At 54.6% G+C, this 15,147-nt stretch carries 11 protein-coding genes; 4 read left to right on the top strand and 7 right to left on the bottom strand.

Going from position 1 to position 15,147, the window contains the following annotated elements; all coding sequences use genetic code 11:
• Positions 1-599: 599 nt before the first annotated feature.
• From IE076_RS21565 to IE076_RS21580, 4 genes are all read right to left on the bottom strand, one after another.
• The gene (locus IE076_RS21565; protein ID WP_189438863.1) at positions 600-1,457 is read right to left on the bottom strand and encodes a crotonase/enoyl-CoA hydratase family protein; all 858 of its coding nucleotides are present in this window, start codon (positions 1,455-1,457) and stop codon (positions 600-602) included.
• A 105-nt stretch (positions 1,458-1,562) separates the two neighbouring features.
• Entirely contained in the window at positions 1,563-2,639 is a 1,077-nt protein-coding gene (locus tag IE076_RS21570) for a serine hydrolase domain-containing protein (RefSeq protein ID WP_209009388.1), read from the bottom strand.
• 199 nt (positions 2,640-2,838) lie between these two features.
• On the bottom strand, positions 2,839-6,063 hold the full coding sequence (locus tag IE076_RS21575; protein ID WP_189438864.1) for a 2Fe-2S iron-sulfur cluster-binding protein: 3,225 nt from the start codon (positions 6,061-6,063) through the stop codon (positions 2,839-2,841).
• A 262-nt stretch (positions 6,064-6,325) separates the two neighbouring features.
• Positions 6,326-7,801 carry a catalase gene (locus IE076_RS21580; RefSeq protein WP_189438865.1) on the bottom strand — a complete coding sequence of 492 codons (1,476 nt, stop codon included), beginning with the start codon at positions 7,799-7,801 and terminating at the stop codon, positions 6,326-6,328.
• A gap of 104 nt (positions 7,802-7,905) precedes the next feature.
• Between IE076_RS21580 and IE076_RS21585 the strand changes: the two genes are divergently transcribed.
• On the top strand, positions 7,906-8,835 hold the full coding sequence (locus IE076_RS21585; protein ID WP_189438866.1) for a hydrogen peroxide-inducible genes activator: 930 nt from the start codon (positions 7,906-7,908) through the stop codon (positions 8,833-8,835).
• A 15-nt stretch (positions 8,836-8,850) separates the two neighbouring features.
• On the opposite strand, the gene IE076_RS21590 is transcribed toward IE076_RS21585, so the two are convergent.
• Positions 8,851-9,996 carry a helix-turn-helix transcriptional regulator gene (locus IE076_RS21590; RefSeq protein WP_189438867.1) on the bottom strand — a complete coding sequence of 382 codons (1,146 nt, stop codon included), beginning with the start codon at positions 9,994-9,996 and terminating at the stop codon, positions 8,851-8,853.
• A 390-nt stretch (positions 9,997-10,386) separates the two neighbouring features.
• Here IE076_RS21590 and IE076_RS21595 point away from each other — a divergent pair, with 390 nt between their 5' ends.
• A complete protein-coding gene (locus IE076_RS21595) occupies positions 10,387-10,797 on the top strand; it encodes an OsmC family protein (RefSeq protein ID WP_189438868.1) in 411 nt (136 codons plus the stop codon).
• 108 nt (positions 10,798-10,905) lie between these two features.
• Here the strand turns inward: IE076_RS21595 and plsY are convergent, their stop codons facing one another.
• Together plsY and IE076_RS21605 are read right to left on the bottom strand one after the other, a co-directional pair.
• Complete coding sequence (gene plsY / locus IE076_RS21600; RefSeq protein ID WP_189438869.1) at positions 10,906-11,529, bottom strand: glycerol-3-phosphate 1-O-acyltransferase PlsY; 624 nt, start codon at positions 11,527-11,529, stop codon at positions 10,906-10,908.
• Positions 11,530-11,541: 12 nt separating this feature from the next.
• Entirely contained in the window at positions 11,542-12,132 is a 591-nt protein-coding gene (locus IE076_RS21605) for a TetR/AcrR family transcriptional regulator (protein WP_189438870.1), read from the bottom strand.
• Between the two features lie 250 nt (positions 12,133-12,382).
• Between IE076_RS21605 and IE076_RS21610 the strand changes: the two genes are divergently transcribed.
• Both IE076_RS21610 and IE076_RS21615 read left to right on the top strand, forming a co-directional pair.
• Positions 12,383-13,531: an isovaleryl-CoA dehydrogenase gene (locus tag IE076_RS21610; RefSeq protein ID WP_189438940.1), complete on the top strand. Its 1,149-nt coding sequence runs from the start codon at positions 12,383-12,385 to the stop codon at positions 13,529-13,531.
• Positions 13,531-15,138: a carboxyl transferase domain-containing protein gene (locus IE076_RS21615; RefSeq protein ID WP_189438871.1), complete on the top strand. Its 1,608-nt coding sequence runs from the start codon at positions 13,531-13,533 to the stop codon at positions 15,136-15,138. Before IE076_RS21610 ends, IE076_RS21615 begins: the two co-directional genes overlap by 1 nt.
• Positions 15,139-15,147: the final 9 nt, after the last annotated feature.

Raw genomic sequence — 15,147 nt, forward strand, 5'->3', positions numbered from 1 at the left:
TATCAACCAACCAGCCTCAACAAACCACCCAAAAACCCCAGAAACAAGCCAATCACAAAACAAATCAGGCCCAATAATTAACAAAACCAAAATTTGCACAGACATAGCGAAAACACCAAAACTTATACAAACCAAACCCAAGACAGAGCCAACCCGCGAAAGACCACTCCAAACGCCTGCTCTGATACTTCAGAGGACTACGTGTCGACCCCGCAAACGCCCCTGAGCTCGTTTGCGTCGGTTTGCGTTATTTGTGAGCTGAGACCCGTTAGCTTGCGTTCATATGTAGTGAGGCGAACGGACAGCGCCATTCAACAGCAATTCCTAACAGAAACCGCCAGCAGCATCTTATTCCCCTCGCCCGCTACCAAAACCAGAACTTGTTCGAACAAGCAAAGTCTGCACCTATCAAAACTTATCATCACCCAACGCAAATCTATCCCCCGCATCAGCAAATGCGCGAACAAACACTCACGCAGGTACCCATGAAGCAGCGAGCGCTTACACTATATATGTAGGAAGGCACACCAGAACCCGCTCCTATCGGGCTTCCCCCTCTGAGATTTCCTGAAGACCTGGGCCGGACCACATGCCGTTTTCTATAGAGGCGCATTCATTGGCCGGTTGGCGGTCCAGTCAAAGGTGCCTTGATCACGTTCACGAACGGCCTGCTTCCAGGACACATCTTCCGCGCGTTGCTTGAAATTCATGCCTTCCGGACTGTGCCGTGTGATGCCATCGAAAAGCGTGGCGATCATCTGGGTCTGATGTAGCCCCATGGACTCGATCGCTTGGTTGATCATGAGCTTTTGCATCATCAGCTGATTGACGGGGATCCCGGCCATTCGCTCGGCGAGCCTCTCGACCTCATCATCAAGTTGGTCAGATGGTACTGCCTTATGGATCAACCCAATACGCTCCGCCTCGCGGCCATCAATCTTGTCGCCGGTCAACAACATGCGTTTCGCCCGCTCTGCACCAAGCCGGTAAACCCACATCGCGGTCGTTGGGCATCCCCAAACGCGAACGGGCATGTAACCGATATGAGCATCTTCGGCCATGACGATCAGATCGGAACAAAGGGCAATGTCCGAGCCACCCGCAACTGCATGGCCATGCACTTTTGCAATCACAGGCCGGTAGCTGCGCCATAATGACATAAACAGATCGGTATTCTGCTTCATGAAGGCATAGTCCTTCATGGGATCCCATGGCATTTCCTGAACACCAGGATTGCTGCCCTCGGTCTCAGCATAGGCCGTTAGGTCATAGCCTGCACAAAAGGCAGGTCCGTTGCCGCCCAGCACAATAATATGCACGGTCTCATCCGAGTTAGCCCGCGCCACACAGGCTGCCAGCTCATGCGGAATATCCATATCGATGGCATTCATCACCTCTGGTCTGTTCAGTGTGATACGCGCAATGCGGCCATCTTTCTCATAAAGTACCTTAGCCATGTCCCCTCCCAGTAACCACGCAACGATATCTCAGTGTTGTCTTGCAGCGGAATTGGCCAAAGGAAGTACCCGGCGACAGAACATGCTACCGGGTCTTGTCTGGTCTTAAAGCTTCAGCAGATTGGGCAGAGCAATACGCTCCAGCACCAGCTGTGGTGTGATCCATTGATCAGGACGACTGTAGGCACCTGCAAAAACAGTGATCACCACATCCAATGCCGGAATAACGAAGAGCCGTTGTCCACCATTGCCAGCACCAGAGATAACCGGAAAGGCTTGGTTTGCGGCTGGCACAAAGTGCTCGGCCCAATACCATGAATTGCTGTACTGAGACCCGAAGGCGGTCCGCACCTGCGGTTTCAGATAGGTCGCCAGCCATTCTTGTGGCACAACCTGCTGCTCGTTCCATTTGCCCTCAGCCGCAACCATCTGGCCGATACGGGTCAGCCCCTCCGCAGTGAGGCGCAGGCCTGATGCGGGAGACGGCACACCATCCGAACCACGCATCCAATGAAACTGCGAGATTCCCAGCGGCGTAAATAAGTGCTCTTTTGCAAACTCTTCCAGATCTTGCCCGGTCCCTTTCGCAATCAAATAGCCCAGCAGAGCGGTGCAGCCTCCGTTGTAATGCCAGCGCACACCCGGCTGCTCAATAATCGGGCGCTCCAGAATAAAGCGGTACCTGTCAGGAGCGTTTTCCATCATGATCTCGCTGTTGCGCGGATCGTAATAAGGAAGGTCTTCGTTCCACTCCGTGCCAAGCGTCATGTTAAGTGCATTGCCGACAGTCCAGCTCGCACGTTGCGGGTCTTCTTTCAAATGTGCATAATCAGGGAAGGCATCCAGCAACGGCGCATCAGGAGCAGGCACCTTGCCCATGCTCAATGCAATCCCGTAAAGCAGGCTCGTGATGCTCTTGGTAACAGACCGCAAATCATGCAGCGTGTCACCTTGAAATCTCACGGTGCCCAGATCATCTGCCCAAGCAAAATCTGGCCCTTCAAAAAACTGCTCAAAAACCACTTTGTCGCCATGTGCAATCATAACACCGTGCAGATCCGTCAATAGTCCGGATCGGATACCCAGCTCCAGCTTTTCAGCAAGATCACCAGCGGTGGTAAATTGCCCCTGAGCCTGAGCTGCGCCGGCCCCAGCAGCCAAGGTTATGCTTCCAACTGCCATTTTCAGCATACTCCGTCTATTCATTGCCATTTAAATGCCCCGTATTCCACCTGAAGTCCCGAGCCATTCGAGTTCAGCCAAGACAGGCCTGATGACGGATGCAGGATCGAGATAACAGCAGAATTTCCAATCAAAATACTAATATTCTTTCGTGAGTCTCCAAACCGAAAACCCAAAGAAAACGCCGCAAAGAATTCACCTATAAGTCCAGTTGGAGTTCCCCTCCTTCATCCTTTGCGCGCGAGCAGCACAGTACCAGAGTGTCTTCCTTCGCTTTTCCGCTCAGCACAAAATCGCGATGGTCCACCTCTCCGCCACTGTACCTGGCAGTGCACACTCCACAAATGCCGTCAGAACACTTGGTCGGAACTGCAATCCCCTTCTTGTTAAGCACATCCGCAATGCTCAAATCTTGCGGAATTTCAATTCGCTCACCGGTCGAGGACAACTTCACAAAGAAGCTTTTGTTGATGTAGTCGCCCTGATCTGGAACCGAGAAATACTCTTTATGGAGGCTCTCCTCTGCCCAGCCATGTGCAGCAGCTGTATCCAGCACCCCATCCATGAAGACATCCGGGCCACAGGTGTAAACGTGGTACCCCTCTTCATAGAGTGCGAGAATAGAATCCAGATCCGCGCGTGTTCCCTCACTTGAACAATGGATGAAAGCCCTATCGGCCCATGGTGCACCCTGAATTTCTTCAATAAAACCGGCTTTGTGACGGTGACGGAAGCAATAATGCAGCTCAAAAGGCTTCCCTAGCGCATGCAAACGATGCGCCATGGCGATCATGGGCGTCACGCCAATCCCACCACCAAAGAGCAGTGTTTTCTTGGCCCCTTCATGCAGCGGGAAGTGGTTGATTGGTTTGGAAATGAAGACCCGACGCCCTTCATGGAAGATCCGGTGCATCAAGGCGGAGCCGCCTCGTCCTTCTTTTTCTTCCAAAACACCTATTACATACTTGCTGCTATCGGCCGGATCGCCCGCCAGCGAATACTGGCGCAAAAACTCAGGCGCCACCACCACATCAATATGCGCGCCTGCCTCAAACACCGGCAAAGGTGAGCCGTCATCCAGCATAAACTCGTAGCGTGAAACGCCCTCCGCCTCGGCCTTCACCTTGGAAAGGCGAACCGCCAAAACAGGCGATGAACTCGCGCTCACCTTATAGACTGGAGCCAGATCGTTGGATCCAGAAGCAAGCCGCGCCTTATACTCATCTGCAGAAATCATAGCCTGATAGGCTTTGATCCCCGCCTCCCGATCCATCATGAACGGGAACGGCCACGGGTGTGGCGCAAGATTAGCGGGGTAAACCGCCAGTGTCTGGTCTTCGTATTTTAGATCAAGATCCAGCTGCAACTCACGCGCATTGGTCTCCTCTGCAATCACGTAATGGCCATCGCCACTGGCAACCAAATCCCACCACCACTTTTTGACCGGGTTGATGGACCCATTGCCAAGTTTGTCATCCAGCTTGGCAAGAAATTTGGCAGAAGAGGGCATCTTCATTGCTGTCCAACGGAACGGCGCTTCACTAAAGATCCCCTCAAGGTTCCACGGACACGTTTTCATGCAGCGGCCACACAACGATCCCGCAGGTTGCGAAACCCGGTAACGCGCACACTTTTCTGAGTCCGACTTCCAGATTTCGTAGCCGTTGAACATACGCTTTGGCCCAGCAGTGATCGCGCCAGACGGGCACTCGCGCGCGCACTTGTTGCAACTCTCGCAAAAGCGCTGCAAACCGAAGTCGATTGGCTTGTCGTAGGTGAAAGGCATATCCGTCGTCACCACGCCGGACTTCAGGCGTGGACCAAGATAAGGGTTCAAAATAACCTCACCAATCCGGCTCACCTCACCAAGACCGGAAAGCAGCAGCAACGGCGGCTGCAAAACCTCGCCGTCAACAACAGAGTGGCAACGAGCCGGATAACCCAGACGGCGGATTTGCTCAGCAACAATGCCGCCAATGATAGAGGTGCGCAAATACGCCCGCATAGACTGGGCACCGGAAATCCAATCATCCCCACTGGCACCCTCCATGGTCTCATGGCCCTGATCCACCAGAATAGAAATCGCATTCTTGTGGTACGGCGTAATCGGCTCGCCGCGCGCGTCATGAGAGTAGTACGCGTAATCGGGACAGCGGGACAGCCCGACCGCATCCGCACCGAGGAAATAGAGTGCCGACTTCACATTTGCCGCATTCTTATCTGCGTCCTTCGCAGTTACGGAGACCTCTGGCGCAGTGTCGCCGTCTTGCAGCAGGATCAACGCGGCAAGTGCGCGGCGGGCGCAGTATCCCATCGGGTTCTTGGCAAGATAACCGCCATTCTTGGCAGCCTCTTGAAGCGGCTTCCCCATATCGCCAAACAGAGCACGCGCAAACATGTCCGTACGTTTAGGAACGCGCGGCACGCGAGGCTCATCGATAAAGGTCGTCGTCTCTTCGACCCGCTTGATCTTCTCAAACGGAAACGCCCCCATATGGTAGTCACGGTTCTCAAACGGCTTGCGATTGAAGGCATTCTTAAACGTGCCCATACCCAACTGCCAAGCCGGGCCGTGAGAACTCCAGGTATCAGAGAGAGTACGCGGCGCAAGTGGCTGATCGGGCGCCAGCTCAAGCGTGGTGGTCACAGCAGCCAACGTAAACTCGCGGCCGACATACGGGTTAGAGACAACCGCCTCGCCGTCCTTCTCGAGCACCTCCACCAGCCCGGCAGACACAGCGAGCCGGTTCAAGTCCACATCCGCGCTGCTCGTTGTATGCGCACGCGCCTCAACACCCAGCAGCCGCAAATAGTTGGCCAGAACCACGGCAACCTCCGCGGCGCGAATGGCAGAGCGCTGCTCGCAAGTGCCCGCGATCCAGTCCCCACCCGGCTCATTCATCCTGGGCTCGCGCGGATGTTCCATCAACACAACAAGCGCTGAGCCGTGATGGGTCACAGGTCCGGGGATCGCAGCCGCACTATCGCGCACATCCGCCATAGTCACATCAATACCGGCCGCCAGCGTCTTGGGTTGGAAAGTCTGCAGATCTTTCGCCAGCTTATCCAGATCAGGATTGCGCAGCGGTTGCGCCAGAAAATGCTCGGGAACCAGATCACAGGTCCCCATCATCGTCGCATCAAAGAAGTACCCAGCGGCCTTAAGGTGGTTGGCGCGCTCCTGCGGATCATCTGGGATCTCGGAGAGCTTGGCGTTGTGCGCCCCATCCCGGATCGCATCCATGACAGCGCTGAACGACGCCATTGAGTTACTCAGGATCTCCGGATTGTCTGCTTGAGAATAAACCGTCGGCTTGACCTTGGGCACCCGCTCCAGATCGGCGGCGCCCTGCATCCGCTTCAAGCGTTCAGAAGGATACGGCCCAAGATGAACCGCTCTGTTCTTATAGGAAAACAGACGCATGTAACTCCCTCCCTCAGCCGGTCCGCCTAGCAAGGCATCTTATTCCGGCTGTATGCACCTTTAACAGCAGCCCAGCCCTCCCCGACCAAACTACTGTGAAATTTTGTCAATCAAGTCATAGTTATTGGTGAAGTGCTGTCAACAATAAGCGCGTACATCACTGCGATTTGAAACAAAGCGACCCGGAAGGCATGAGCCATCCGGGCCAGTTGCCTACCAGGAGAGTTCGGCAGGCTGGTTGTTATTTTTGTTATTAGCGCTTTTAGGCTTCGGCCAGTTCCAGCTCAGCAAGATCCGCCAGATCCAGCCCAAGAGCGGTCGCAACACCCTGCCCATACGCAGGGTCCGCCTTGTAGCAGTTCCGGATATGGCGGTGTTGTATCTCAATCCGCGCACCACCAACGGAACGGGCCGTGTTCTCAAATAGAACCTGCTGCTGCTCCGGGCTCATCAGGCGGAACAAGGCACGCGGCTGGGAGTAATAGTCATCGTCTTCACGATGGTTCCAGTGATCTGCCGTACCCTCAATCGAGAGCGGCGGTTCAGAAAAGTCAGGCTGCTCCTGCCATTCCCCATGCATGTTCGGCTCATATCCGATGCGCGAACCAGAATTGCCATCAACCCGCATCGCTCCATCGCGGTGATAGGAATGGAACGGACAACGCGGCGCATTCACCGGAATTTGCGAATGGTTCACGCCCAACCGATAGCGCTGAGTGTCACCATAAGAGAACAAGCGCCCCTGAAGCATTTTGTCTGGAGAGAAGCTGATACCGGGCACAACGGAGGACGGAGCAAAGGCAGATTGCTCAACTTCAGCATGATAGTTGTCCGGGTTCCGGTTCAACTCCAGCTCACCCACTTCAATCAGCGGATAATCAGCATGCGGCCAGACTTTGGTCAGATCAAACGGGTTGATGTGGTAACTGCCAGCATCCTTTTCCGGCATAATCTGAACAAACAGCGTCCATTTCGGGAAATCACCGTTCTCGATGCTTTCATAAAGATCCCGCTGATGGCTCTCACGATCACCAGCAACAATCTGCGCCGCTTCCTCGTCGGTTAAGTTCTTGATCCCCTGCTTGGTTTTGAAGTGGAACTTCACCCAGAAACGCTCATTATCAGCATTGATAAAGCTGAAGGTGTGACTGCCAAATCCATCCATATGGCGGTAGGTTGCCGGAATGCCTCGATCTGACATCACGATGGTCACCTGATGCAGAGCCTCCGGCAGATTGGTCCAGAAATCCCAATTATTGTCAGCACTGCGCATATTGGTACGAGGGTCGCGTTTCACCGCATGGTTCAGATCCGGAAACTTCAGCGGGTCGCGGAGGAAAAACACCGGAGTGTTGTTGCCCACCAGATCCCAGTTTCCCTCTTCAGTATAGAACTTCAGAGCAAAGCCACGGATGTCACGCTCGGCATCTGCCGCGCCGCGCTCACCGGCTACTGTAGAAAACCGCAGGAAGGTCTCAGTCTTTTTGCCAACCTCGGAAAACAACTTAGCGCGGGTGTACTTCGTAATGTCGTGGGTGACCGTAAACGTCCCGTATGCAGCAGACCCCTTGGCATGCATGCGGCGCTCAGGAATGACCTCCCGATCAAAATGCGCCATTTTCTCAAGAAACCACACGTCTTGGAGCAAAGCCGGACCGCGCGCTCCTGCAGTCATGATGTTCTGATTGTCCGGCACCGGTGCACCAAAGGAAGTTGTCAATCTGCGTTTGTCAGTCATAGGGGGTCTCCTCAAATTCAGTAGGTCCTTTCTACGCTTGCGTTTTTCCAATGTAAAAGTTATTGTTTTTATCAATACGATAAGAAAAATCTATGAGAGGTAAGATGGCTTCCTTAAGAGGGCTCTCCCTTCGGGATTTGGAATACACGCAGACAATCGCCAATGAGGGACACTTTGGGCGAGCCGCTGCGCTCTGCGGCGTGTCTCAACCCGCCATCAGTTCTCAGATCCAGAAACTCGAAGCCCGCATCGGATTTCCCATATTCGAGCGTCAGGGCAAGAGCATTTCTGTCACCGAAAATGGCCGGATCTTTCTGGCCAAAGCCGAAACAATTCTGAACGAAGCTCGCGAACTTCTTGAGCTCTCCTCCAGCCTGACATCCCCTATGGAAGGAGAACTGCGCCTTGGGGTCATCCCCACGCTGGGACCCTATCTTCTGCCGCTCGTGCTCAAGTCCATCAAAAACGCGTATCCAAAACTACACCTCTCACTCATTGAAGAACCAACAAGTGTTCTGGAACAAATGCTTACAGACCGAAAGCTGGACATCATGGTGTTGGCAACGGAACCAAATTCAAGCAACTGTGGAATGGTTGAGCTGTTCTTCGAGCCCTACTTTTTTGCCAGCCCCTCAACGGAGGGCCTTGAGCAAGGCGCACCGGTTTCGTGGTCAAAGATCAAAAACACCAAGCTCGTCCTACTCACGGAAGAGCACTGCATGCGCAGTCAGACAATCGCCCTGTGCCATTTGATAGATGACCCCGGTCAGCGCATGGCAAGCAGTCTGGAAATGCTTCGCCAGATGGTCGCCCTTGGTGACGGCGCTGCTCTCCTGCCAGCTCTATCCGTAAATGGTCCCGATCTCTTCGGCGGCTTGGTCACCACCCATCCAATTTCTGATGGAAAATTCGGACGCACCATCTCCTTGCAGTTCAGAAACAGTGATCCAAGAGCAAATCATCTAAAACGCTTCGGAGAATTTCTGGCAGCACAGATGGACGCTCCGGCCATGCAAAAGCACCTCAATCTATAAGGCCTGCCCGAGCACCTAAGGCGTTTCCTGCCGTGGCACCCGTGCTGCAAGGTCACTTGCCAGCCGCACCAGCTCACTTTGTGAGTGGACGGAGGCCTTATCCGCAATACGGGCCATATGATTGCGCGCAGTGTTGTAGCTGATTTCCAATGCATCCGAGGTCTCTGCCATAGAGGCCCCACGCACCAGATGTTGAAGCAGCTCCGCCTCCCGTTTGGAAATCCCGAAATAATTCTGCAGGATCTCCAGAGGCGCCAAAGGCTGATCCCCCGGATCCATGAGGATGCAAAGAAGCGGCTGCACTCCGCGCACAAAGGGGGCCAGATAGGCAGGCGTTTCCGCAAACACATTAATCGGCATTACAACAACAAACGGGTTGGGCGCCAAATCACCCTCCAGAACCAACGGCCCCAACGGCTTGCCAAAGGCGCGGCACTTGGCAATCGCATACTCAAAAATCTTGCGATGTCCGCTAAAGTGCGAGGTCACCTCACCGCGAGAATCTACAAAAAAGCTCTTTTTGTCGGCAAACAACGCCTCTGCGGACTTGTTGGCAAAGGCAACATGTTGCCCCTGATCCAGAATAAACGCGGCACTTGGAATCCGATCCAGCCAGAAGGCATGGGCCTGCGTCACACCCCGCCTTTTCTCCAGATGCAGCGCCACCGAGAACGCGTTCTGAAAGTGCGGCCTGACCACCTCAAGAGCCTTATTGAGCTGTTCAGCAGAATCAGCCGGAAAGTCGGAGGGAATAGCAAACGAAGCCGTCGCAATCTCCACCCCTTGCCGGTGGATCATGAACCCCCGCAAACGGTCAAAATCGCCGTATTTTCCTAAAACACTCCCATAGAAATCCGTGTCACGAAACTCATCAGGGCTAATGAGCTGTTCAGTATTCACCACGCTGTGCATTGGCATGAACTGAGCTAGCTCGGGCAGAGGATTACTCTCCCCCGCCTCAACCATATCCGCTTCCGCCTCGTCTCCGGCATTGAAAAAGGATAAGTGGTGGTATTTAAAAGGTTTTAGCGAAAGGACCTTGTAGCAAAACATGCTCTCGCGAAAGGATGAGAGCATCGGTTCAACCGCTCCCCCAATATCCTCGCCGAGCGCGACACGGGCATAAAGCCGCCGCACCACTTCATCATACACACGTTGCATACACCCACCCGAATCAGGCAAATCTTGCGTCTGCCCCAGCGGGAATTAAATAGTAATTTTTTCAGATATCAACTAAAGCAGATAATATTTTCTTCTAGAAACTCCAAAAACAAAGATAACACTAGATCACAAGTTAGTTACATCATAGAAATATCTAACCAATACATACAAAATACATGCAAACCAGACCACTTTAACCTATGAAATCATAAAGAAAATTCACTCATAACCGCTACTCCCACTCAAGTTACAGTTCTATAATGCATGCATCTTGTCGGTCACGAAGAGCGGTATCTCTGCCTGTCCAAAACAGCACCGGTTTACCTCAGGTGCTGCTTGCTCGTATACAGCAGTGGAGTTTACGACAGTGACGACCTGCGAGAAGCCGATATGACGATCAAGTTGAAACCCAAGTCCTATGGCCCACTGAAGGTCGCTTCCCTGGAGCCTGCGCAGTTCAGCGTTTCCAATCAATTCGGGCATGAATACGCAGCCGGTGACGGAGACTCAGCCGAGTTCTCTGCCCCGTCAGACCTGATCATGTCAGCACTCGCATCCTGTATGGCAATTTCTTTGGAGATGGCAGCACGGCACCGCAAAGTCACACTTGGCAGGGTCAATATCACCGTCAACGCCGACAGAGCATCCTCCCTGCCCATCCGCTTTGACAGCTTCCATCTGGAAATCGCTCTCCCCGACTATAAAGACCGCGAGCAAGCAGAAGCCCTGATCAAAGCCGCCAAAGAAACCTGCACCGTCTCCAACACCCTAAACGCTGAGATCCATCTCAAGCTGGTGTAAGGACGACATTCTGGACCCGCTCCACGAAAAGCAATGACCAACACCTCAATCATCAAAGCTCTCGATAGAAGAACAGGATGGTGCCGCTGCGGTGAGCGTTCTTGAACCTTAAAAGCTCAGCTTGTTCTCAGTCCCTGAAAGCAGTCTGCCGATGTTAGCGCGATGTTTGGCAACCACCATAAACGCCATAACCAGCGCGAAAATCTGGAAGTAGATCGTGTGGCTGAACACCGGAACAAAGGAAAGCACGACGAACAGTAGAGCTGCGCAGATAGAGCCGAGAGAGACAAAACGGGTCACAGCAACAATAGCGGCAAAAGACCCGAGGCAGCTCAGTGCAATAATTGGGTCCAACATGAAAAGCACGGCAGCGGCTGTCAGAACGCCCTTTCCCCCTCGGAACCCGAAGAAAACCGGCCAATTGTGCCCAACAATCGCACCTGCCCCCGCAATCAACATGCTCACACTGTCCACCGTAGCACCGGACCCAGCATAAACGCCAAGATACAAGCCAACCAAACAGGCAACCACGCCCTTAAGGATATCTCCAGCAAGGACAAACAGCGCCGCCGGTTTACCCAGCACGCGTAGCGTATTGGTGAGCCCGGCAGACTTACTGCCATACTCACGGATATCCTTGCCATAGGCTTTCCCAACCAGCACCGCAGTGCTGATGCTACCCAGCAGATACCCTGCGCCCAAAGCTGCAATTAGCTTAATCAGATCAACCACAACAACAGCCCCTCAACCCACAACACCCTGCAACACCAGCTTCTGGTGCACGTCGATAATCTCATCGATACTAAGACGCCCATCGGGACGATACCAGAAGCAGACGCCGGTTAGCATTGCGATGATGGCGAAAGCCGCGACTTCCAGATCCACCTTGGGAAACACCCCTGCCTTAACACCATCAGACAGAATACGCCGCAGATTGGCCTCGTACTGGCTGCGCTTGGTCACCACGTCAGCACGGTATTCTTCACCAAGTGACCGCAGCTCCAGATTTGCGATCACAACATCCGCGCGGCGTTCAATGTGGTAGCGAATGTGAAAGGCAACAAACGCCTTCAGACGGGAGACAGGGTCCTCCCCCTTGCCCTCCAGCTTCTCCCAATTCTCAATCAGGCTGATCATATGCTGATTCATCAGCGCCTGAAGCAGCTCATCCTTGCTCTCCACATAGCGATAGACAGAACCCGCCTGCACACCAACCTCGGCGGCAAGCTGGCGAAGGGTCATTGCCTCAAAGCCCTTGGCCTCAATCAGCTTTTTCGCTGCTGCATAAATCGCAGTTTTTGTGTCTGCGCCGACGGAGCCTTTGGTTCGTGCCACGATCTGAGCCTTTTGTAAGTCTACACAGGACACATTAGCTGGCGGCGCTCCTCCGACGAATGCCTTGCAATCTTCGGAAGTAAACACGCTACTGGAAATGCGCCCTAAGGGTTATTGCATACTAGCCCATGCCCTGCTATTAATCAAACGAACGTTCGTTTAATTAAATTATGATCCACTGGGAAGCTCCATCAAGAGTGTGGGTCCAAGAACTTCGGAAGCAGGAGGAAGCGCGGTGTTTGACGCTGTAATGAATTTTGGTCTTGGTGAAGATATTGACGCTCTGCGCGAAACCGTTCGCCGTTGGGCACAAGACAAGCTCGCGCCGCGCGCCGCCGAGATTGACGAAACCAACGAGTTTCCCAACGATCTTTGGAAAGAGATGGGCGACCTCGGCGTGCTGGGTATGACAGCAGACCCGGAATACGGTGGCACCGGCATGGGCTATCTCGCCCACGTTGTTGCGGTTGAGGAAATCTCCCGCGCCTCCGCATCCGTCGGCCTGTCCTACGGCGCCCACTCCAACCTGTGCGTGAACCAGATCAACCGCCACGGCACACCTGAGCAGAAAGCCAAGTACCTGCCAAAGCTGTGTTCCGGTGAGCATGTTGGCTCTCTGGCCATGTCCGAACCGGGCGCTGGCTCCGACGTTGTTTCCATGAAGCTGCGAGCCGAAAAGCGCAACGACCGCTACGTGCTCAATGGCAACAAAATGTGGATCACAAACGGCCCGGACGCCTCCACTCTCGTCGTCTACGCCAAGACCGATCCGGATGCTGGCTCAAAAGGCATGACGGCCTTCATCATCGAAAAAGGCATGAAGGGCTTCTCCACGGCGCAAAAGCTGGACAAGCTCGGCATGCGCGGCTCCAACACCTGTGAGCTGGTCTTTGAAGACTGCGAAGTACCCTATGAAAACGTCCTTGGTGAAGAAGGCAAAGGCGTCAACGTGCTGATGTCCGGCCTGGACTACGAGCGCGTTGTTCTCTCCGGCGGCCCTCTGGGCATCATGGCAGCGGCCATGGACATCGTCGTGCCTTACATCCACGAGCGTAAGCAATTCGGCAAGTCCATCGGCGAGTTCCAGCTGATGCAGGGCAAACTCGCTGACATGTACACCCTCATGAACGCGTCCCGCTCCTACGTGTACGCAGTTGCCGCATCGTGTGACCGTGGCGAAACCACCCGTAAGGACGCCGCTGGCTGCATCCTCTATTCCGCAGAAAACGCAACCAAGCTGGCGCTGGAAGCAATCCAGTCCCTCGGTGGCAATGGTTACATCAACGAGTACCCAACCGGCCGCCTGCTGCGTGATGCAAAACTCTATGAAATCGGCGCCGGCACTTCAGAGATCCGCCGCATGCTGATTGGTCGTGAGCTCTTCCAGGAAACCAAATAATGGCAGTTATCAAGTCTCAGGCTGCAACGGGTTCGGAAAGCTACAAAAACAACCGCGCCCAGCACCTCGCTGCAATGGACGAGGTCCGCGCCGCAAGCCAGCAAGCCCTTTTAGGCGGCGGCGAAGGCCCGCGCGAGCGGCACGTATCCCGTGGGAAGATCCTCCCGCGCGAACGTGTTGCCCGTCTGATCGACCCCGGTTCCCCGTTTCTGGAAGTCGGTCAGTTCGCAGCCCATAACATGTATGACAACGCCTCACCTTCCGCTGGCATTGTCACCGGCATCGGTCGGGTCAATGGCATTGAGTGCATGATCGTTGCAAATGATGCCACCGTGAAGGGCGGCACCTATTACCCGCTGACGGTCAAAAAACACCTGCGTGCCCAAGAAGTTGCCATGGAGAACAATCTCACATGCATTTACTTGGTGGACTCTGGCGGCGCCAACCTGCCCCAGCAGGATGAAGTTTTCCCGGACAAAGAGCACTTTGGCCGCATCTTCTACAATCAGGCCAATATGTCTGCAAAAGGCATTCCGCAGATCGCGGTGGTCATGGGTTCCTGTACCGCTGGCGGCGCTTATGTACCTGCCATGTGTGATGAAACCATCATCGTAAAAGAGCAAGGCACCATCTTCCTCGCCGGTCCTCCACTGGTGAAGGCCGCCACGGGCGAAGTGGTCTCTGCAGAAGATCTGGGCGGCGGGGATGTTCACACCCGCCTCTCCGGTGTGGCAGACCACTTGGCCCGTGACGATGCCCATGCGCTCGCACTGGCCCGTCAGGCCGTGTCGAACCTCAACCGCCGTAAACCAGACCAGCTCCTGCTGCAAACACCGGAAGATCCGCTCTACGATCCGGAAGAAATTCTCGGCGTTGTGCCAGCAGACCTGAAAACACCATACGACGTGCGCGAAGTCATCGCCCGTGTGGTGGACGGCTCCCGCTTCGACGAGTTCAAGGCCCGCTACGGCACCACCCTCGTCACCGGTTTTGCTCACATTCACGGCATGCCCGTCGGCATCATCGCCAACAACGGCATCCTGTTCTCAGAAGCGGCGCTGAAAGGCGCCCACTTTGTTGAGCTATGCTGCCAGCGTAAAATCCCGTTGGTCTTCCTGCAAAACATCACCGGCTTCATGGTCGGCCAGAAGTATGAGGCAGGCGGCATCGCAAAGGACGGCGCCAAGCTCGTCACCGCAGTGGCGTGTGCTAAGGTTCCCAAAATCACCATGCTCATTGGCGGCTCCTTCGGCGCTGGCAACTATGGCATGTGTGGCCGCGCCTACTCACCGCGCATGCTCTGGACATGGCCAAGCTCCCGTATTTCCGTCATGGGCGGCCCTCAGGCAGCTGGCGTACTGGCAACCGTGCGCCGCGACGGCATCGAGCGCAAAGGCGGCACATGGTCAGCTGAAGAGGAAGCCACCTTCAAGCAGCCGATAATCGATCAGTTTGAAGAGCAAGGCCACCCGCTCTATGCCTCCGCACGCCTCTGGGATGATGGCATTGTCGACCCGCGCAAAACCCGCGACGTCCTGGCCCTGTCCATCGCGGCAAGCCTCAACGCACCAATCGAAGACACGCCATTCGGCGTCTTCCGCATGTAAGGGGGCTTG

It is taken from the genome of Pseudovibrio japonicus, from assembly GCF_014651595.1.
GTDB classification, from domain to species: Bacteria; Pseudomonadota; Alphaproteobacteria; order Rhizobiales; family Stappiaceae; genus Pseudovibrio; species Pseudovibrio japonicus.

Coding starts and splice junctions, on each gene's coding strand:
- IE076_RS21615 (WP_189438871.1), top strand. CDS start 13,531: ATGGCAGTTATCAAGTCTCAGGCTGCAACGGGTTCGGAAAGCTACAAA.
- IE076_RS21580 (WP_189438865.1), bottom strand. CDS start 7,801: ATGACTGACAAACGCAGATTGACAACTTCCTTTGGTGCACCGGTGCCG.
- IE076_RS21590 (WP_189438867.1), bottom strand. CDS start 9,996: ATGCAACGTGTGTATGATGAAGTGGTGCGGCGGCTTTATGCCCGTGTC.
- IE076_RS21585 (WP_189438866.1), top strand. CDS start 7,906: ATGGCTTCCTTAAGAGGGCTCTCCCTTCGGGATTTGGAATACACGCAG.
- IE076_RS21610 (WP_189438940.1), top strand. CDS start 12,383: ATGAATTTTGGTCTTGGTGAAGATATTGACGCTCTGCGCGAAACCGTT.
- IE076_RS21575 (WP_189438864.1), bottom strand. CDS start 6,063: ATGCGTCTGTTTTCCTATAAGAACAGAGCGGTTCATCTTGGGCCGTAT.
- IE076_RS21570 (WP_209009388.1), bottom strand. CDS start 2,639: ATGGCAGTTGGAAGCATAACCTTGGCTGCTGGGGCCGGCGCAGCTCAG.
- IE076_RS21565 (WP_189438863.1), bottom strand. CDS start 1,457: ATGGCTAAGGTACTTTATGAGAAAGATGGCCGCATTGCGCGTATCACA.
- IE076_RS21595 (WP_189438868.1), top strand. CDS start 10,387: ATGACGATCAAGTTGAAACCCAAGTCCTATGGCCCACTGAAGGTCGCT.